Annotated in this window: 18 protein-coding genes; 2 read left to right on the top strand and 16 right to left on the bottom strand. The window is 68.0% G+C overall.

Annotation, left to right across the window (positions count from 1 at the left end; genetic code table 11):
- Positions 1-141: 141 nt before the first annotated feature.
- From H4687_RS00395 to H4687_RS00330, 14 genes are all read right to left on the bottom strand, one after another.
- A complete protein-coding gene (locus H4687_RS00395; RefSeq protein ID WP_046914752.1) occupies positions 142-915 on the bottom strand; it encodes an NAD(P)H-dependent oxidoreductase in 774 nt (257 codons plus the stop codon).
- A 154-nt stretch (positions 916-1,069) separates the two neighbouring features.
- Positions 1,070-1,480 (bottom strand): ectoine synthase, encoded by a 411-nt coding sequence (locus H4687_RS00390; protein WP_046914751.1) that lies wholly within the window; start codon positions 1,478-1,480, stop codon positions 1,070-1,072.
- Between the two features lie 63 nt (positions 1,481-1,543).
- On the bottom strand, positions 1,544-2,785 hold the full coding sequence (locus H4687_RS00385) for an NAD(P)/FAD-dependent oxidoreductase (protein WP_046914750.1): 1,242 nt from the start codon (positions 2,783-2,785) through the stop codon (positions 1,544-1,546).
- Positions 2,782-2,979, bottom strand: a complete 198-nt coding sequence (locus H4687_RS00380) for a ferredoxin (protein ID WP_046914749.1) — start codon at positions 2,977-2,979, stop codon at positions 2,782-2,784. The genes H4687_RS00385 and H4687_RS00380 overlap by 4 nt, the downstream gene beginning before the upstream one ends.
- Positions 2,980-3,004: 25 nt before the next feature.
- Complete coding sequence (locus H4687_RS00375) at positions 3,005-4,210, bottom strand: cytochrome P450 (RefSeq protein ID WP_046914748.1); 1,206 nt, start codon at positions 4,208-4,210, stop codon at positions 3,005-3,007.
- A gap of 60 nt (positions 4,211-4,270) precedes the next feature.
- On the bottom strand, positions 4,271-4,804 hold the full coding sequence (ectA, locus tag H4687_RS00370) for a diaminobutyrate acetyltransferase (protein WP_107082329.1): 534 nt from the start codon (positions 4,802-4,804) through the stop codon (positions 4,271-4,273).
- Positions 4,805-4,868: 64 nt separating this feature from the next.
- Complete coding sequence (gene ectB, locus H4687_RS00365) at positions 4,869-6,131, bottom strand: diaminobutyrate--2-oxoglutarate transaminase (RefSeq protein ID WP_050399726.1); 1,263 nt, start codon at positions 6,129-6,131, stop codon at positions 4,869-4,871.
- The gene (locus H4687_RS00360; protein ID WP_046914746.1) at positions 6,128-6,391 is read right to left on the bottom strand and encodes a phosphopantetheine-binding protein; all 264 of its coding nucleotides are present in this window, start codon (positions 6,389-6,391) and stop codon (positions 6,128-6,130) included. The genes ectB and H4687_RS00360 overlap by 4 nt, the downstream gene beginning before the upstream one ends.
- 60 nt (positions 6,392-6,451) lie before the next feature.
- Positions 6,452-8,002 carry a class I adenylate-forming enzyme family protein gene (locus H4687_RS00355; protein WP_046914745.1) on the bottom strand — a complete coding sequence of 517 codons (1,551 nt, stop codon included), beginning with the start codon at positions 8,000-8,002 and terminating at the stop codon, positions 6,452-6,454.
- A complete protein-coding gene (locus H4687_RS00350; RefSeq protein ID WP_050399725.1) occupies positions 8,002-8,961 on the bottom strand; it encodes a holo-ACP synthase in 960 nt (319 codons plus the stop codon). The genes H4687_RS00355 and H4687_RS00350 overlap by 1 nt, the downstream gene beginning before the upstream one ends.
- A gap of 47 nt (positions 8,962-9,008) precedes the next feature.
- Complete coding sequence (locus H4687_RS00345; protein ID WP_225966540.1) at positions 9,009-10,259, bottom strand: type III PLP-dependent enzyme domain-containing protein; 1,251 nt, start codon at positions 10,257-10,259, stop codon at positions 9,009-9,011.
- 368 nt (positions 10,260-10,627) lie between these two features.
- Positions 10,628-10,915, bottom strand: coding sequence for a hypothetical protein (locus tag H4687_RS00340; protein WP_046914743.1), 288 nt, complete (start codon positions 10,913-10,915; stop codon positions 10,628-10,630).
- 66 nt (positions 10,916-10,981) lie between these two features.
- Positions 10,982-11,965, bottom strand: a complete 984-nt coding sequence (locus H4687_RS00335) for a helix-turn-helix transcriptional regulator (RefSeq protein ID WP_046914742.1) — start codon at positions 11,963-11,965, stop codon at positions 10,982-10,984.
- 343 nt (positions 11,966-12,308) lie between these two features.
- Positions 12,309-12,884: a CGNR zinc finger domain-containing protein gene (locus H4687_RS00330; RefSeq protein ID WP_046914741.1), complete on the bottom strand. Its 576-nt coding sequence runs from the start codon at positions 12,882-12,884 to the stop codon at positions 12,309-12,311.
- 332 nt (positions 12,885-13,216) lie between these two features.
- Between H4687_RS00330 and thpD the strand changes: the two genes are divergently transcribed.
- Both thpD and H4687_RS00320 read left to right on the top strand, forming a co-directional pair.
- Positions 13,217-14,119, top strand: coding sequence for an ectoine hydroxylase (gene thpD, locus H4687_RS00325; RefSeq protein ID WP_046914740.1), 903 nt, complete (start codon positions 13,217-13,219; stop codon positions 14,117-14,119).
- A 426-nt stretch (positions 14,120-14,545) separates the two neighbouring features.
- On the top strand, positions 14,546-15,859 hold the full coding sequence (locus H4687_RS00320) for an MFS transporter (protein WP_107082327.1): 1,314 nt from the start codon (positions 14,546-14,548) through the stop codon (positions 15,857-15,859).
- Between the two features lie 311 nt (positions 15,860-16,170).
- On the opposite strand, the gene H4687_RS00315 is transcribed toward H4687_RS00320, so the two are convergent.
- Positions 16,171-16,638, bottom strand: coding sequence for a hypothetical protein (locus tag H4687_RS00315; RefSeq protein WP_050399724.1), 468 nt, complete (start codon positions 16,636-16,638; stop codon positions 16,171-16,173).
- A gap of 107 nt (positions 16,639-16,745) precedes the next feature.
- Positions 16,746-17,747 (bottom strand): hypothetical protein, encoded by a 1,002-nt coding sequence (locus tag H4687_RS45920; RefSeq protein WP_434977218.1) that lies wholly within the window; start codon positions 17,745-17,747, stop codon positions 16,746-16,748.
- Positions 17,748-17,813 lie beyond the last annotated feature (66 nt).

Here is a 17,813-nt window from a genome sequence, read left to right as displayed (position 1 = left end):
GGTTCCCTCTGCTGCGCGACTGCATCCTCCTCCAGTAGTCACTACACGGCGCTGCCACCGATTGCGGGCCGGAGTCGAACGTCTTACGGTCCCCGCTCTCGGTTACGTAGCCGACGGCGACTGACGAGGACGGCCTCGTGGTCAGCTCTCAGTGCGGTAGTGGGCGGCGGTCCCTGTGGCGTGCGGGTTGAGTTGGGGGCGCAGGACCAGGTCCTCGTCGTAGTCGCCGTCGTTCTGGTGGCGGAACGGCAGTGGTCCGGTGTGGGGTAGGTTTTCGAGGCGCTGGCGCAGGACGTTCGTGTGGAAGGCGTATGCGGCTTCGTCCATGCGGTCGGCTCCGTGGACGAGCAGCGGGGGCAGGACCTTGATCCCTGCGTACCACAGCGTGCCGTGCTGGAGTGGGAAGAGCAGGTCGTTGAGCTCACCGTTGATGCCGCGAGGGCCAAGGCTCGCTTCGCGAGCTCCGGCACTGACGACGACCATCGCACGCTTGCCTGTGAGTGCCCCCTCGCCGTAGCGCACTTGGTGCCCCCGGGCGTCGCGGACGCCGAAGGCGAACCCGCCGACGAAGACGCGGTCGAACCAGCCCTTGAGGATGGCCGGCATTCCGTACCACCACAAGGGGAACTGGACGACGAGCGTGTCCGCCCAGGACAACTTGTCGTGTTCGGCGGCGATGTCAGGGGACAGCGCACCCTGTTCGAAGGCCTGCTGGGCCGCGCTACCGACGACGAGCCGCTCGCCGTCGGGGTGGGAGAAGTCACTGGCTCTGACGACCGGGTCGAACTTCATCGCGTACAGGTCGCTGGTGCGCACCTCGTGCCCCTGGGCCAGGAGGTGTTGGAGACCGTCGCGGTACAAGGAGCCGTTCAGAGAACGGGGTTCGGGGTGGGCGGTGAGCCACAGGACTTTCACTGTAGGTTCCCTTCGGGCAGATCCGTGATCGTGCGCACCTACCCGGCCCGTCGTGGGGCTATCCGCCGCCGTGGCCGTCCCGGACGCGGTGACGCCGAGTTCTTCGCCAGTGGCCTGGCGGGGACTCCAGGAGTGCGCGGGGCCGCGGTGCGGCCTACTTGGCCTTCACCGCCTCGTCCGTCAGCAGCGGATAGACCCCGTTCTCGTCGTGGTCCTCACGGCCGGTGAGGGCCGGGGTGAAGATGCACAGGAACGTGCTGTCCTCGATCGGCTTGATCGTGTGGTTGTCGGCGTCGTCCAGGATGTGGAGGGTGCCGGGCGTGATGACGTGTTCCTCGTTCTCGTCGCGGTCGACCAGAATCATCTTCCCGGAGATGCAGAAGACGGCTTCCACGTGGTTCGCGTAGCAGATGTCGGTCTCGGTTCCGGCGTACACGACGGTCTCGGAAACCGAGTACCCGAATCCGTCCGAAGCCAGCAGGATGCGCTTGCTGCGCCACGCGCCGCTCGCCGCCGTGACATCGCGGTCAGTGCCTTCGATCTCTGAAATCCTGCGAACCTGCATGATGTTCCTCCTGATCGTTCTCGAATTCTTGGCGCTATGAAAAATGAGGTGAGGCCGATAGGGCTAGCGCTTTTTCAGCGACTTCAGGAGCTCGATGTAGAGGCGGTTGAACTTAGCCCCTTTGTCCAGGTAGGCGGCTCCGACGATCGCGCTCTCCTGCAGGTATGTGACGAGGACTCCGTCACCGGGGCGTTCGAGGTCGCCGTGAACGATCTCCATGGAGTCCGCGTTCCTGGGGTTCCCCGCGATCTGGATGCGAAGTCCGAATACTTCGGTAGCCATGCTGGGGAAGTATGCGATCCTGGTCATCTTCGATCCGTATCCCAGAGACGACGCCAGCGCTTTCCCGGCGATATTCCCGGTGTCGATCGCATTTTTCCAGAATTCTATGCGGGTTTGCCTTCCTGTGCCCCACGGGTCGGGATAGCGGGCGATGTCGCCTGCTGCGAAAACGCCCTCGCACCCCAGTACGCGCATGTACTCGTCGACCCGTACCCCGTCAGACAGGTCCAGGCCGTTCCCGTCCAGCCATTCCACGTTGGGAACGCTGCCGATGGCCTCGATGAAGAGCGGTCGTTCGGAGGCCGCCCCGGGAGGCGACGCCGGGTGTCCGCCTCCGGAGCGTCTTCCCGAGCGGTCGCAGAGGAGCTCCTTGGCCGCCTCGCCCGTCAGCAGGGTGACGCCGTTCGCGGTGACCCAGCGTCCGAGTGCTCGCGCGACGTCCTCGCCCAGGATGTTCTCGAAGGGCCCGTGCCTCATCGCTTCGAGCATGACCACGTCGCAGCCGTACTCCTGGGCCAACGAGGCCAGTTCGCACGCGACGAACCCGGCGCCCGCGATCGTCACCACCTCTCTGCTTTGGAGCTCCCGGTGGATGGAGTGCGCGTCGTCCAGGCCGCGCAGTGTCCTGTGCGCGTGCGAGGCGCACTCCTGGTCGTCGCGGGCGGCGGTCCGCGGGCGTACTCCCGAGGCGACTACCAGGCCGTCGTAGGCGAACGTTCCGCCGGTGCTCAGGTGCAGGACCCTGCCGCGCAGGTCCGCCGTCTCGACGCGGGTGCCGAGGTGCCAGTCGAGCGCGCTGGTCTCGGCTCCCTGGACCTTCAGGTCCTCGGTGATGGCCGCTCCGAGGTCGGCCGACGGCGGGTAACGCTTCTTCGTGAGACCCGGCCGGCTGTACGTGCGGTGGGCCTCGTCCCCGAAGACGGTGATCCTGGCACCGGTTTCGCAGGTGAGGACCGATTGGGCCGCCCGCAGACCGGCTATGCCGGAGCCTACGATGCCGATGCGCGGCGCTGCGCCGGTCATGCGGCGTCACGGTCCATGACGATCGCCTGCAAGGGGCACGAGTCGATGGCGTCCTCGATCGTGTCGAGGCTTTCCTCGTCGAACCTCTCCTGGTACGCCAGCTTCCCGTCGGCGTCGAGTTCGAAGTGATCCGGCGCCGAGATGGCGCACAGGCCGTGGTTCTGGCACTTGACCTCGTCAACAGTGATCTTCATGGTCTCCTCCGATCGGAAGCGCGGTCTAGGAACGCGAGGTGAACGTGAGGGGCAGCGCGACCGCCCCGGTGTTGCCGGAGTCGGGCAGCCACTCGGCGTTCTCCTCCACGCGCAGGTCGGTCAGCCGCGTGGCCAGCGTGGAGAGGGCCACGCCGATGTCCGCACGGGCGACGAAGTGCCCAAGGCAGTGGTGCAGTCCGCCGCCGAACGCGAAGTGCGGGGAGCGCTCGGCGTCGAGGTCGATGTGGTCAGGGTCGTCGAACGCGGCCGGGTCGGTGGCCGATGTCATGGTGAAGAGGTGGAGCGTGGTCCCCTTCTCGATCGTGCGCTCCTTGTACTGGAACGTCTCCGCCGCTTCGCGCGAGATCCAGCGGCCGATCGGGTTGACGCGCAGCGCCTCCTCGACCGCCGCGGCGGAGTAGCGCTCGGGGTCCGATGCCAGCTTCTCCCACTGATCGGGCTGCTTGGAGAACGCCTCGACGCTCAGGGCCAGTTGGTTCCGGGTTGTGTCGATGCCCGCGAAGATCAACAGGATGATGAGGTTGATGAGCTCCTTGTCGGAAAGCTTGCCCGCGTCCTCGTCCCTCGCGTCCACGAGGGTGCTCAGGATGTCGCCCTTGGGGGACTCCCTGCGGCTGCGGACCAGGGACTCGGCGTACTCGGTTAGCTCGACGATGGCCTGGTCGATCCGGGCGATGTTCTCCTGGATGGTGATGCCGAGGCCGAGGCCGATCGTGGAGGCGAGTTCGTGGATCTTCTTCCAGTCGTTCTCGTCGATGCCCAGCATCACGCACAGAATCCTGGTCGCGTACGGTGCGGCGAACCGGCTCGCGAACTCGGTGCGCCCGTCCTCGATCCACTCGTCCACCAGGCCGTCGGCCAGGTCCTGGAACTTCGCGTGCAGGGGCGCTGTCCGGCGAGGCGAGAAGGCGGGGTTCACCAGGCGGCGAATCCTGTTGTGCTCGCCGCCCTCCAGCACCAGCAGGGTCTTCTGCCACCACTCGTCGAAGCGTCCTTCGACGACCTCGTGCTGAGCGGGCCACTTGGCCGATCCTTGCGTCAGCAGGGGGCTCTTCAGGAGGGCGCTGCTGTCCTCGTAGCGCAGGACGGCGATGCCCCAATCCGTACGTGCGTACCAGTGGGCGTCTCGTGCCTTCCGCACCTCCTCGGAGTCCATGCGGAAGTGGGCGTTGCTGATGTCCAGGTGCAGTGTCGTGGGTTGCGTGGCCATGGCGGTCGGCTCCCGGTCGTCGGATGCGGTGCTGCTCGGACCAGTGACGGGTGGCCCGGTTCAGCCGGCGGTCAGCGGGCCGATGCGGTACAGGACCTCATCGTGGTGGCCCTCGCTGTCGGCGAAGAGGGAGCTGGGGAAGAGCACGCGGGTCTCGACGGGGGCCAAGTGCTTCTTCGCGTACTGCTTCAGCACCATGATGATCGCCTTGTTCTCGGCGGAGACAGTGGCCTCGACGTACCGGGCGCCGTTGGCAACCTGCTGGTCGGCCGCCTCCTGGAAGAGCTTGACGCCGAGGAACGGGATGCCGTGGCGCGGGTTGACGGCGGTCTGCCACACGAAGTAGGTCTCGGGCTCCTCGGGGCGGCGGTAGCCCGTGAGGAAGCCGACGAGTTCGTCGTCCACCGTCGCGACCAGCGAGCCGTCGGTGAAGTCCCGGAACCACAGCGAGTAGTAGTAGAGGCTGTTGGAGTCCAGGCCGGGAGTGTCCTGGACCATCTTCCACACGGCGGGTCCGTCCTGAGGGACCGGTGCGCGGAAGACGGCCCGCTTCTTCTCGGCCGTGTTCGGCTCCGTGGAGGCTGCAGTGGGCATGGTGATCGTCATGTCGGGTCGGGGCCTTTCTTTCGTATGTCTCTCATGGCGGTGGCGGGAGCGGTCACGCCGTTTCGTAGACCGCGCGCTGCACGGTGCGCAGTCCCTCGTCGAGGTCGTCGGCGGTGATGGTGAGCGGGGGCAGCAGCTTCAAGACCTCGTCGTGGGCCCCGGAGGTCTCCACGAGGAGCCCGAGTTCGAAGGCGCGGCGTGCGGCGCGCCCCGCGTGCCAGGGGTCGGCGAGCTCCAGGCCCCAGGCCATTCCGCGGCCGCGGTAGGCCGATCCGCTGTGGTGCGCGGCGGTGTCGTGGAGCGCGGCCTCGATGGTCTGGGCGTGCGCCAGGGTCTGGCGCTCCAGCGTGTCGTCCCTCCAGTAGGTGTTGAGGGCGGCGGTCGCGGTGACGAAGGCCGGGTTGTTGCCGCGGAAGGTGCCGTTGTGCTCGCCCGGCTCCCACACGTCGAGTTCCGCTCGGAACAGGCAGAGCGACATGGGCAGTCCGTAGCCGCTGATGGACTTGGAGACGGTGACGATGTCCGGCGTGATGCCCGCCTCCTCGAAGGAGAAGAAGGCGCCGGTGCGGCCGCAGCCCATCTGGATGTCGTCGACGATGAGCAGCATGTCGTGCCGGCGGCAGAGCTGGGCGAGGGCGTGCAGCCACTCGGCGCGGGCGACGTTGATGCCGCCCTCGCCCTGGACCGTCTCGACGATGACGGCGGCCGGCTGGTTCAGGCCCGAGCCCTGGTCCTCCAGGAGCCGCTCGAACCAGATGAAGTCCGGGGTCCTGCCGTCGAGGTAGTTGTCGAACGGCATGGGGGTACCGTGTACCAGCGGGATGCCGGCGCCGGCCCGCTTGAAGGCGTTGCCGGTCACGGCGAGCGAGCCGAGCGACATGCCGTGGAAGGCGTTCGTGAACGACACGATCGACTCGCGGCCCTTGACCTTGCGTGCCAGCTTGAGGGCGGCCTCGACGGCGTTGGTGCCGGTCGGGCCCGGGAACATGACCTTGTAGGGCAGGTCCCGCGGGCGCAGCACCGTGTTCTGGAAGTACTCGAGGAACGCGCGCTTGGCCGTGGTGGACATGTCCAGCCCGTGGGTGACGCCGTCGTGCTCCAGGTAGTCGAGCAGAGTGCGCTTGAGCACGGGATTGTTGTGGCCGTAGTTGAGGGAACCGGCCCCGGCGAAGAAGTCGAGGTATTCGTGCCCGTCCTCGTCGTGGATCCGGCTACCTTGCGCGTGGTTGAACACGGTGGGCCAGCTGCGGCAGTAGCTGCGTACCTCGGACTCCAGGGTCGTGAAGACGCTGAGGTCGGGCTGAGTGAGCGTCATGCCGCGACCTGCTCGCCCTGTGTGGCGAGGACGAAGTCGGTGAAGGTGCCCACGGAGACGAAGTCGTCCGCGTCCAGCTCCTCCGGGTCGACGGCCAGGCCGATGGAGTCCTCGAGGAACATGAGCATCTCGAGCATGGTGGTGGAGTCCAGGTGCAGGTCGGCGAAGAGCTTCACGTCGCCGGTGAGACCGGTGACGGGGCGCTCCAGGACATCGGTGAGGGCGTTCTCGAGGGCGGTGACGACGTGCTGGCGGTCCATGGTCAGTTCCTCACGTGTGTCGGGTGGTTGTGGGCGTTGCTCTGGTGGGGCGTGCGGGGGTCAGCGGGCCAGGCGCGCTGGGAGGGCCTCTGGGGTGACCGAGGCGGACGGGTCCTGTTCGATCAAGGCGGCCAGCTTCTTGCGGTCGACCTTGCCGTTGCCGTTGGTGGGCAGGGCGTCGAGGCGGACGCAGCGGCGCGGGATCTTGAAGGGTTCGATGTGGTCCCGCATGCCCTCGCGCACCTGGCCGGCGGTGAGGTCCGCGACGACGGCGAGGAGCGCGGTCCGCTTGCCCTCGGGAGGCAGTACGGCGGCAGAGGTCACTCCGTCGACCCGGGTCGCGGCGGCCTCGACCTCGGTGGTGCTGAGGCGGAACCCGCGCTCCTTGTAGAGGTCGTCCCTGCGGCCGGAGAAGTAGAGGTAGCCGTCCTTGTCCTGCCGGCCGTAGTCACCGGTGTGCAGCTCGGGGAACAACCCCTCCGTGCGCGGGAAGCGCTCGTCGGTCAGCTCGGGGCGGCGCCAGTACCCGGCCATGACGTTGGGTCCGCGGACGACGATCTGGCCGATCTCTCCCGCCGGCAGCCGCTCTCCGTCGTCGTCGACGATGAAAACCTCGGTGCCTGGCAGCGGCAGGCCGCAGGAGCCCGGGTGGTCCAGGTCCCCGTCGGGAGGCATGATCGCCGTGCGCTTGCACTCGGTGAGGCCGTACATCACCTGGATGCGCAGGTGGGGCAGGGCGGCGCGCAGCGCGGTCATGGTGGGCTCGGAGAGCGCCGCACCAGTGTTGGTGAGCAGGCGGAGGCGGCTCGGCCCCCCGCTGCTGCGGCTGAGCAGCCAGGCGAGTCGGTCCGAGACGGAAGGCATGGAGGGCAGGACGGTGGCGCCCGCCTCCTCCAGGCTGCGCAGCAGCGGGGGGCCGACCTCGGCGACCGTGGCCAGGTGGAGTCGGGCGCCGCTGAGGGCCGCGAGGTAGATCTGGTAGAGGCCGTAGTCGAAGGAGAGCGGGAGCGGGCAGTAGACGACGTCGTCGCTGCGGTACTCCAGGCACTCCTGGATCGCGGTGGCGGCGAATAGCACCTGCTGGTGGGTGCTGACCACGGCCTTGGGGAGGGAGGTGGTGCCCGAGGTGTAGATCAGACTGACAGGGTCCACGCCTAGGGCGTTCGGGCCGGCGGGGAGAGCGGCTTCGGCGCTGTCCGCGTCGAGTGCCGTGCGCACGAGCTCGTCGAGCACGAGGGAGCGGACGCCGTGTTCGGCGGCGGTCCGTCCGGCGTCGAGGTCGTCGGAGACCAGCAGCGCGGGCTCGCAGTCGCGCAGGACGTGTTCCAGCGGCCCGCCGCGTACTTGCTCGTGGAGCACGCTGAAGACGGCGCCGACACGCGAGGCGGCGTAGACCAGGATGGCGATGGCGATGCCGTCGGAGGCGGTGACGATGATCCGGTCGCCGCGCCGCAGGCCCTCGCGCCGCAGGCGGGCGGCCATGGCGGTGGTGGCGGTGGCCAATTCCCGGTAGGTGAGGCCGCGATCGCGTGAGCTCAGTGCGGCCGACTCCGGATCGCGGTCGGCGGCTCGGTCCAGTATCTCGTGCAGGAGCTGCGGAGTGCGGGGCATCAGGCCTCCTCGGGCGTGGAGGTGCGGGCGGTCGCCGTGTGTGCCCGGCGGTGGGGTACAACGGTGGTGGCGGTCGCAGCGCACACGAGTTGAGGCTCGTCGAGGACCTCGCCGGCGCTGTCGGCCTCTTCGGGGCTGGCGCGGATGACCTTGTGCGCCTCCAGTTCGACCACGCGGCGCAGTCGAGTCCGGCGCACCAGCCGTGCGCGCGCCTCGATGTAGTCGCCAGGCCTCACGGGTGCGGTGAAGCGGATGTCGCTGTACTGGGCCAGCAGTCCTTCGTCGCCGTCCGTGCGGACGGTGATCTCGGTGACGAGGTCGCCGAACAGACGCAAGATGCGCGCACCGTCGACGAGATCGCCCCCGTAGTGAGCCTCTTCCTGGCCGACGCGTACGCGGAGGAAGGCGGTGGTCTGCGCTTCTCGCTCGTCGCGGGTACCGGTCCTGCTGGTCGCGGTCACGGGAGTGTTCGGCGGCGGCACGGCGTCAAGCTCCTTCGGTGCAGTGGGTTCGGTTCGTCCGTTTCCGGCTGCTTCGCCGGTGGAGTCGTCGGCGGTCGCACCAAGGGCCTCGGGGAGGCTGATGGCGACGGCGGCCACGACGTTCTGCTTATGCGTGATGGAGACCGAGACCGAGACGGATGACGGGGCCAGTTGCACGGCTCGTCCGCGGAGGTGGACGACGGGGGCGCCGTGCGCGGTGTGTTCCACGTAGATCTCCCGTGGCGTCACACCTTGTAGGAAACCGATTCCCAGGACTTTGAGGAGGGCCTCTTTGGCGGCGAACCGACCGGCCAGGAATTCCAGGCGGCGATCTTCGCCGAGGGTCTCGGCGTGGGCTCTTTCCTCCGGGGCGAAACTGAAGCGCAAGAACCAGGGGCGTTCGATGAGGCGGCGGAGTTCGGAGCGGTCGAGTACGTCCAGTCCGACTCGCGCAGCTTGCTTCGCTGCGGTTCTCATTCGGATCAAGTTCTCGTTCGGGTCAGGTGTCCATACGGATCACGTGTTCAGGCGGGCGCGGCGGGGAGATCGACGAGGCGCTGCTTCGCCAGCAGGTCCTCCGTCGTGTCGCGCTCTCGGATGAGGTGGGCGCGCCCGCCGTGGACGAGCACCTCGGCCGGGAAGCCGTGGCTCAGGAAGAGGCCGGGTGAGGCGGTCGGCCCGTAGGCTCCGGACCGCTCCACCGCGAGCAGGTCTCCCGGCCGTACTTCCGGCAGGCGGACCTTCTTGGCCACGACGTCGTTGGGCGTGCACAGGGGTCCGGTCACGCTGTAGGGGCGCGAGGCTCCGACGGCCCGGTTCTCCAGGTGGCGGACCGGGAAGTTGCGCTTGACGAAGCTGCCGACGCCGACGGCTGCCATGTGGTGGTTCGTGCCGCCGTCGGCCACCACGAAGCTCTCTCCCATGGACTCCTTCACGTAGCGGGCGCGGACGACGTACGTCCCGGCCGTGGCGGTGAGGAAGCGGCCCAGTTCCATGATCATCCGGCAGTCTGGGTTGCGCACCGAGAAGGGGGTGATGACCTCCGCGAGGCCGGCGCCCAGCGCATCGAGGTCCAGGTCCTCCTCGTTCTCGAAGTAGGCGACGCCGAGTCCGCCGCCGAAGTCGACGGTCTCCAGAGGGAAACCGAGCTGTCCGGCCAGGTCCTCCGCGGTGGCGAGGATGCGCCGGGTGTTCTCGACGACGTCCTCGTGGTCAAGGAACCGCGTCCCCATGTACGCGTGCACGCCCTTCACCCGGACGTTTCGGAGGGCCGCGAGGCGGTGCCTGGAACCGCGCAGTTCGGCTTCATCGATGCCGAACTGCCGGGGTTTGCCGCCCATGGCCAGCCCGGACCCCTTGCTGCCGAAGGCCGGGTTCACCCGGAGGAGCACCGGGAAGTCGTCACGTCCTGCCGCTGCCAACAGCGAGTCGAGCAGGTCGAGTTCGTCCAGTGACTCGCAGACAATCGCGTGAATGCCGGCTTCGACGCACGCGGTGAGCTCCCTCTCGTCCTTGCCGGGGCCGAGGAAGACAATGTCGCCAGGGCCGACTCCCGCCCGCAGGGCGGTGGCCAGTTCGGCGTAGGAGGAGACCTCGGCTCCCGTACCGAACGAGTTCAGCAGGGCGCAGACGCTGATGTTCGGGTTCGCCTTGAGAGAGTAGAAGATGTCGGCGCCGGCGGGGAGCAGGCCGCGCAACGTGCGGTACGTGTCCGCGAGGACGTCCGCGTCGTAGACGAACAGCGGGGTGCCGTACTTCTCGGCGAGATCCGCCATCGAATTTCCCTGGACACTGTTCTTCGAGGTCGTCATACGGTCACTGCCACCCGCCGTCGTCTTCGGGTGAGAGGCAAGGAATTCCCCTCTCCGCCGGTGAGCTATCGGAGATGAACATTCGCTCTTTCATGACTCGCCTCTCGCTGGTTTGCTGTCCGGCGATAATGAGTCTGCGATGTTCGCAGCGGCGAAGGAAGAGCGGACGGTTGGCCTAAATGGGTCCTGACCTGTTCAGGACTGCGGCCGGATTAGTCATCCGGCCAAAGGGCCACGGCCATCACGACATTCTCCAGGCTGGACCGTTTGGGACACGCAAATATGTGCATGCAGGTCCCACGTCCGGGCGCGGGCGTCGAGAGGAGCCGGGCTCACTCCACGTCGTAGGGGTGGAGGGGCACTTCGGCCCGCCGCAGGGACCAGGCGGCCAGAGGGCTGCAGCTGGTGGTCGCGTGCTGCCAGATCCGCTTCGCCGCCGCCTCGGCCTCGTCCAGGGAGGCGGCGCGGAGGAAGAGGCTGACGACAAGGTGGGGCCGCGTCTGCGTGTGAACGGTGACGTGGTCGACGACGTCCGGCGCCGCGTCGTGGAGCGCCTGCTTGATCTCAGCGGGTGGGTGGGCATCACCCGAGGGTGCAAGGGTGAGCTGTACGAGGTACATGAGTGGGGTGTCCTGTCCGAATGGCCATTCCCTTTCGACTGCTTGTCGATGGCGACGTACGGGCCGTCACGGCCGGATGAGGCCCCTGGAAGCCGCGTGCAGGCCGGCCTGGAACCGGCTTCGCGCGCCGAGGTGGCCCATGAGCTTCGTGGCGATTCGGCGTGCCGTGCGGCCTGACACGCCCAGCCGCGCCGCAACGTAGTCGTCGGTGTGCCCGAGGGACAACAGCCTCAGGGCTTCCAGTTGTTGCGGACTGAGGCCCTGTTCGTCACTCGACCGGGCGCTCTCTCCCATGGGCTGGGCGGCCTGCCAAATATTCTCGAAAAGGGCGTACAGGGACGACACTACTCCAGCCGTCCGGAGGACCACCGCCCCGGCCGAGGTGTCGTCTGAGTCGACGGCGACGATGACGATCTTCTTGTCGCAGATGATCATGCGGTTCGGCAGCGACGGCGCGGTGCGTATGCGGCCGCCCCGTTCGGCGAGCCAATCCGCGTGCGCGACGGTGAGGGGATCGTTACGGACGCTGTCCAGGTACACGGTGCGCATCTGCACCCCTCGCGTGAGCAGGGCGTCCGCGATCGGGCGCGAGCTGCGCAGGTTGGTCTCCGTCTGCGCTCCGCCCGGGGCGAAGGCCAGCAGCTCGTCCTGGACTTCGCTGTGAAGCGCCGCCAGGTAGTCGCGTACGGAGTCGACCCCGGTCAGGCGGTGCACCTCGTCCTTGGGACTCTCCTGGGTGAACTCCGACTTGAGCTGTAAGGCGGCGGCCTGGACCTCCTGCACGCGCTGCTGCTGGGCCGCGAGGTCGGCCCGCTCCTTGGCGAGCAGGATCTCCGCGGCGAGGTGAGGTTCCACGACGTGAAAGGTCTGGGGGTCTTCGAGGGAGTGCCGCACCAGGGCCATCTCGGCGAGGGTGTCGAGTGCTGCCCGTACGTCCTGCTCGGTCAGTTCGAGCCGGCCCACCAGCTCGGCCACGCCCTCCTGCGGATGCGCCAGCATCTCGCGGTAGACCACTTCCGCGGTGGCGTCGATTTTCAGAACGTCCAGCATGTACTTCCCTCTCTGCACCTGCGTGCGGTGGCGGGACGAGGAGGTGCGGGAGCCTGGTGGCAACGACGCCCCGCCCTCGTCGTCTACTGCGCCCGACGAGTGTCGAGCGGCAGCATTTGCGAACTTGCGAGCAGCGCACTGCGGCGCGGGCCGCTTCCGACGCACGAGGCAGATCCTGGTGTTGGACGCGGTCGGGATGAGCGACGACGGCGCGGCTACTGGCTTGCGACGGTCGAACACGGGGCGCTCCGGCCACCGTGCGACTGGGTCGGGCACCTCCCTGACAGGTAGGGACGGCCAGGAGGCAGGAGGGCGCCGGCGTAGAACGGCGCCCGGTGCGACTTCAGCCGACGCGGCTCGAGTCCTGGCGCTTGCTGGCGAGGAAACGTGCCTTCTTCTCGCGGTTTCCGCAGGTGTTCATCTCGCACCATCTGCGCGTGGCGCCCCGACTGGTGTCGAAGAAGGCGGCCCGACACGTCGGGGACGCGCACAACGCCATCCTCCCCTCGCGCGCGCCCGAGACGATGTCGACCGCGTCGGCGGCGATCACGCTGAGGGCGTCCTCGACGGAGGCGGAACCCAGGTACCACTCCTGTTCGCCTCGGGGGGAAAGGACCGCCGAGGCCTGGCCGCCCGTACTGCAGTCGTTGATGACCTGGACGGCTGCGGCGGGAGGGGGGACCTGCGTCGCTACGGCGGTGGCGGCTTCGTGGATCGCTTCACGCAGCTGCCGAGCATGCTCCAGCTGGGAATCGCTGCACGAAACGACCTTGAGCCCGTTGACCGCCAACCAGTCGACCAGCCGCTCGGGGACGGGAACGCGTTCGACGGGTTCACCGCAGCGTTCGGTGAGAGTCGCCGTAAAGCTGGTCGCCAGCACCTTGCCGAGACGGAACTCTGGGAATCCCTTGACAGACATGGAACCACCTTAGCCGGTTGCCATGTCGGGGACAAGCAAGAGAACTGCTCCAGGTGGTTCCGCGCTGCTGGAAGGCACGGCACCCGTCCGTCCGCGTCTCCGTGGACGGACGGTGCACTTCGCGGTCCTGATTATGCCAAGGACGATTCAGGACACTCGAAGACCCTTTCTTCACTCTCTGCGAGCCTGCAGTATCGAACGGGCCGGAGGACGGACCAATGAGCCGCGAGAAGAAAGGCCGTGGAATTCCGGCACCTCGCCCCGCGAGCCGATGAATTGCGCTCCTGTACGGGCAGAAAAAGCCGCCGCTCCCCTGAAAAGGAGAACAGCACATGACTGTCGCTCAGCGCCCCGACCTGTATCCGACCCGAGTCCTCGGTGAGGCCGTTCCCAGGCCGCGGACGGACCCGTCGGTGTGGGGGGAGGCTCCGGGCCCGCTCGACGCCGAGCAGCTCAAGCGGTACGAGTCCGACGGCTACCTGGTCCTCGACGACCTGCTCTTCGCGCAGGAGGTGGACCTCTACCTCTCCGAACTCCGGCGCCTCGGCGCTGACCCGGCGCTGCGCGCGAGTGAGCGCGTCATCCTGGAACCGGAGTCCGACGAGGTCCGTTCCGTCTTCGAGGTCGAGAAGGTCAGCGAGATCTTCGCCGAGCTGCTCCGGTCGCCCCGGCTCGTGAACATCGCCCGCCAGGTACTCGACTCCGAGGTCTACATCCACCAGAGCCGGGTCAACTACAAGCCGGGGTTCGGCGGCGCCCCGTTCCACTGGCACTCCGACTTCGAGACCTGGCACTCCGAGGACGGCATGTCCCGGCCGCGCGCGTTCAGCGTCTCGATCTCCCTCACCGAGAACCACCCGTTCAACGGCCCGCTCATGGTCATGCCCGGCACCCACAAGACGTTCGTCCCCACGGTCGGGGCCACCCCGCAGGACTACCACAAGGAGTCGCTCCGCGTGGCCGCCCCCAGCGTCGGCTCCCCGGACCGCAAGCATCTGACGCGCATGGCGCAGGAGCACGGGATCGAGCAGATCACGGGTCCCGCCGGCTCCGCGGTGATGTTCGACTCCAACCTGCTGCACGGCTCCAACGGGAACCTCTCGCCGTTCGCGCGCTCGAACATCTTCATCGTCTACAACAGCGTGGAGAACGCGCTGGGGGCGCCCTACGCTGCCCACGCGCCGCGTCCGCAGTACCTCAGCAACCGCGAATTCCCCTACCCGCGGGGCATGTAGGGCACCCGCCCCGTCGCCGTACAGGTGGGGCCGTGCGGGCCCCGGCCCGTGGCGCCCCCTCTCCGGGCGCCGCACGGGCCGGGGCCCGGTCCGCGGAGTTGCGGCCGCCGGTCCGTCGCAAGGCCGGCCTCGGGCGCGCTGCTCACGCGGCGCCCCAGGCGGGAGCGTGGAACCGGCTTGGCTGGCTGCCGTAGGAATCACGGACTGGTAGAACTGTCTTAGGTGGTTCACTTTTGATACGGAGACTTCATGGCGCCCTCGAGAACCAGCCCTGAGTGCCCTGCGGCCCACCGCGCGGCGCACGCACGCCCCACCGGGTTCGGAGAGAGAAGACCGACTGCGGATTAGCAGTCCTGCCGGGCGTCGTCGCAAGGGTCCTCCTCCTGCTGCGCTCGCCGAAGAAAGCCAACTGAGACGAGGTCTGCCATGACCGGAACTGTCCTTGCTCCAGCGCGGTCCACCGCCGTGTCGAAGAAGGTCCTCTTCCTGCTGCTGCTGGTCCCCATGTTCCTGGGCGGTGTGGACTCCACGCTGTTCAACTCCATCGCCTACGACCTGCCGGTCCTGACCGACTCATGGCGCCTGTGGTTCATCGACGGGTACACGATCGCCCTCGCCTCCTGCGTCGTCCTCGGCTCGCGTCTGGGCGCACGCCTGGGTCCCGGTGTGACGCTGGCGACCGGCCTTTTCGTCTTCGCCCTCGCGGGGGCGAGTCCCGCACTGCTGGACTCGGCGACGATGTGGACGGGGAGCCGGTTCGTCCAAGGCTTCGGCTACGCGCTGATCGTCTCCAGCGTGGCCTCGGTCATCGGTGGACTGCCCGAGACGTCGGAGCGCACTCTCGGCTACTCCCTGTGGATCACGACGTACGCCATCGGAGCCGGTGCAGGACCTCTGATCGGCCGGGCGTTCGTCGGCATGGACGCCTACACGATGCTCTTCTGGCTGCCCGCCGCCGTCGCCCTGGTGTGCGGGGTGCTCGCCACCGCGCTGCTGCGCGGCATCACTCTGGGACAGGCCTCGTCGACCAAGGTCGACGTCGCCTCCTCCGCCCTCGCCTTCGTGGGCTTCGGACTCTTCGTGGCCGGTCTGCAGAGCCATGGCGCCGCGTTCGGGCGCCTCCTCGCGACGGTCGCGGGCTGCCTGGTCCTGGCGGTCTTCTGCACGCGGCAGCTCCGCTCGCACGACCCGCTTATCGACGTACGGATGCTCAGCTTCTCCCGGCTCGGCGCGCCCTCCCTCGCGCTCGTCGTGAGTTCCGCCAGCTACACGGGATCGGTCTTCCTGTTCAGCGCGGAGGCCGACTCGCTCCTGTCGATCGTGCCGGTTTCGGTCCTGGCCCTGTGGGTCTCCCTCGGCGGGTTCGCGTTCCACAAGCTCCAGGCTCGCTTCACCGCGGTGCACATACTCCAGGTCAGCCTGGCCACCTGCGCCGTCGGCCTCATCGTGGCCGCCTTCGGCGGTCTGTGGCCCGCCAGTTTCCTGATCGGCCTCGGCGTCGGCGTCTCCATGGCCTCCGGCGACGCCTACCTGCTGGGCAGCGTCCCGCCGAAGGACGTCGCGCGCGCCGCGGCCCTCCAGGAGACGGCCCTGGCGGTGGGTGCGGCGCTGGGCGTGGCCGGCTTCGGCGGCATCTTCGCCGCCACCGGCTCGGTCGTGGGGACAGCCGTCATCACGGCGGTCATCATCGCCGTCGTGGTGGCGGCGCTGCGCTGTAACCGGGGCGTCTTCAAGGCGTAGCCCGAGCGCTCGCGGCACCGGTATCCCGGACGGTTGCCCGCAGAGGGCCGGGCTGCGTTCCATGGCATCGTCTACGTGTTGTGCATGAGCGTGAGCTGGCGGGACGTTCCGGCGGAACAGGTCGGCTGCAGCGGAGTGACGGCCTGGCGGCGGCGAGCACGTCCAGGAGGACTGGACAGCGCTTCATGTGAGGATGCGGCGAAGGCGACGTAGGTCGCTGGGTGTGAGTATGTCGATGAAGGGCAGGCTCTGGCACAGATCTTGGGGAGCGGTCGCGGAGCGTCACAAGGCAGATCGCTTCGCGGCTGTGATCACACCTGCTCTTGGTAGACCCGGATTTCCCGGGGGTGAAAGTTGCGGACGATCGGCCAGAATTCCTGGCGGCCCAGGCTGTCGGCCCAGGCGTCGAGTTCGTCGTCCGTGTCGTGGAAGAACCAGGTCTCGAAGTGCCCCAGCGCCCTAAGTTGGGGGACGGGCTCGTACCGAAGTTCGCAGTGGAGCTGGATGTAATGATCATGCTCGCCGGAAGCGTCGTTGATCTCGAACTGCCGGGCCAGGTCCAGCGTGAAGACGGGCGGTCCCTCGAAGGCGTGAGTCCCGTACTGGAAGAGAAGTCCATCAGCGTCCGGCGTGTCCGCGGTGTCGAAGCGCTGGGAGCCGAAGCGCACGAACCTGAGCCACACCTCGTCCAAGTCCAGTTCGGCGAGGGGCAGCTGCCCACGGCTCAGCTCATATTGAAGTCGCTCCTCGGCCCGGTCTATGGGCGGTCTCTCCGACATTCTGACCTTCGCGGTATCGACGGAATCTGTGGCCTCGCGGTGATCTTCTCAGCCCACCGCACTCGCTGACGTGACCAGGGGGTTGGCTGCAGAGTCTGGGCGCGACGCTATTGGAGCAGGATCAGCTTGCGGAGCAATTCGAATCCGGCACGGCCGTAGAGCTGCCTCTTGATCTTCTTGATGCGGTTCACTGCGCCTTCCGTGCCACCGGAGCTCCGGTGCAGGGTGACCTTCTGCGAACGAGCGAAGCGGAAGAACTGCCCGAGCACGACCAGCCGACGTTTCCGGGCCTGGGGCGAGCCGGCGAGGAAGGCCTCGACGTCGTGGACATCGGTCAGCGCCCAGTCCTGCTTGCCGCGCTCACCCGCGAGGAAGCGGGCGAGGTCACGCATGATGGCCAGTGCCGCCTCGACGGTTCCATCGCTGCGAGGCCGTGTGCCGGCACGGCGGGCCCTCTCGCGCGAGCGCAACATGAAATCGGCGAATGCGTCCACCATTGTCCGCAGGGGCTCGGGGACGGCATCGATGCGCCGTTGTCGGCGGCCAGCCGCGAGCCGCTCGGCCTGATCGGTGGCCATGGCCATGCTGTGACCGGTGAAGAAGGCCTCCAGCGCGCGGGCGAGGGAGCCCATCGAGCGTCCCGAACGACGGGAGCGTTCGAGCAGAGCCTGCGGGCGGTTGGACTGCTCGTCCAGGAGAAGTCGTCCCAGGGAGGTGATCATCGTGTAGGCGCGGCTGACGCAGTACTTGGCGGCGAAGTCGGCGGTGAAGTCCCGCAGCCAGTCCGGGGGTTCGGCGAGTTCGGCGATCAGGTTCTCGGCCCGGACGAAGGGCCGGTCGGGGTGACGCTGCCAGTGCCAGCAGGCTGAGCACAGTCCCAGCCCGGCATGCCGTCGCACGCGGCCGCATTCGCGGCAGGGCCGGGGCGGCTGTTTGGTCTGGCGGGGACGCGAGCAGTGCCCGCACCAGCCGGTGTCCTCGCGCAGACAGCCAGGCCGACTGCAGCGAGGACAGCGCGCCTTGGCGGCGTCGCGTTCCGTCTTGCGCGAACAGTCCCGGCACAACGTCGCTGTCTTGTCTCTCACCGGGTGACCGCAGGTGGTGCACACGCGTGAGCAGGTGATGCACCGGCCGGTGTCCTCCTGGAGTACGCGCTGCTGGCCGCAGCGGGGGCA

This window comes from Streptomyces stelliscabiei, from assembly GCF_014873495.1.
In the GTDB taxonomy this organism is placed as follows: Bacteria; Actinomycetota; Actinomycetes; order Streptomycetales; family Streptomycetaceae; genus Streptomyces; species Streptomyces bottropensis.
This window is presented reverse-complemented; position numbering and strand designations above follow the sequence as displayed.

Excerpts from the sequence above, each read along its gene's own strand:
- thpD (WP_046914740.1), top strand. The coding sequence starts at position 13,217 with ATGACTGTCGCTCAGCGCCCCGACCTGTATCCGACCCGAGTCCTCGGT.
- H4687_RS00345 (WP_225966540.1), bottom strand. The coding sequence starts at position 10,259 with ATGGCGGATCTCGCCGAGAAGTACGGCACCCCGCTGTTCGTCTACGAC.
- H4687_RS00360 (WP_046914746.1), bottom strand. The coding sequence starts at position 6,391 with ATGGACCGCCAGCACGTCGTCACCGCCCTCGAGAACGCCCTCACCGAT.
- H4687_RS00315 (WP_050399724.1), bottom strand. The coding sequence starts at position 16,638 with ATGTCGGAGAGACCGCCCATAGACCGGGCCGAGGAGCGACTTCAATAT.
- H4687_RS00355 (WP_046914745.1), bottom strand. The coding sequence starts at position 8,002 with ATGCCCCGCACTCCGCAGCTCCTGCACGAGATACTGGACCGAGCCGCC.
- H4687_RS00350 (WP_050399725.1), bottom strand. The coding sequence starts at position 8,961 with ATGAGAACCGCAGCGAAGCAAGCTGCGCGAGTCGGACTGGACGTACTC.
- H4687_RS00380 (WP_046914749.1), bottom strand. The coding sequence starts at position 2,979 with ATGAAGATCACTGTTGACGAGGTCAAGTGCCAGAACCACGGCCTGTGC.
- ectB (WP_050399726.1), bottom strand. The coding sequence starts at position 6,131 with ATGACGCTCACTCAGCCCGACCTCAGCGTCTTCACGACCCTGGAGTCC.
- H4687_RS00390 (WP_046914751.1), bottom strand. The coding sequence starts at position 1,480 with ATGCAGGTTCGCAGGATTTCAGAGATCGAAGGCACTGACCGCGATGTC.
- H4687_RS00320 (WP_107082327.1), top strand. The coding sequence starts at position 14,546 with ATGACCGGAACTGTCCTTGCTCCAGCGCGGTCCACCGCCGTGTCGAAG.
- H4687_RS00330 (WP_046914741.1), bottom strand. The coding sequence starts at position 12,884 with ATGTCTGTCAAGGGATTCCCAGAGTTCCGTCTCGGCAAGGTGCTGGCG.
- H4687_RS00335 (WP_046914742.1), bottom strand. The coding sequence starts at position 11,965 with ATGCTGGACGTTCTGAAAATCGACGCCACCGCGGAAGTGGTCTACCGC.
- H4687_RS00385 (WP_046914750.1), bottom strand. The coding sequence starts at position 2,785 with ATGACCGGCGCAGCGCCGCGCATCGGCATCGTAGGCTCCGGCATAGCC.
- ectA (WP_107082329.1), bottom strand. The coding sequence starts at position 4,804 with ATGCCCACTGCAGCCTCCACGGAGCCGAACACGGCCGAGAAGAAGCGG.
- H4687_RS00340 (WP_046914743.1), bottom strand. The coding sequence starts at position 10,915 with ATGTACCTCGTACAGCTCACCCTTGCACCCTCGGGTGATGCCCACCCA.
- H4687_RS00375 (WP_046914748.1), bottom strand. The coding sequence starts at position 4,210 with ATGGCCACGCAACCCACGACACTGCACCTGGACATCAGCAACGCCCAC.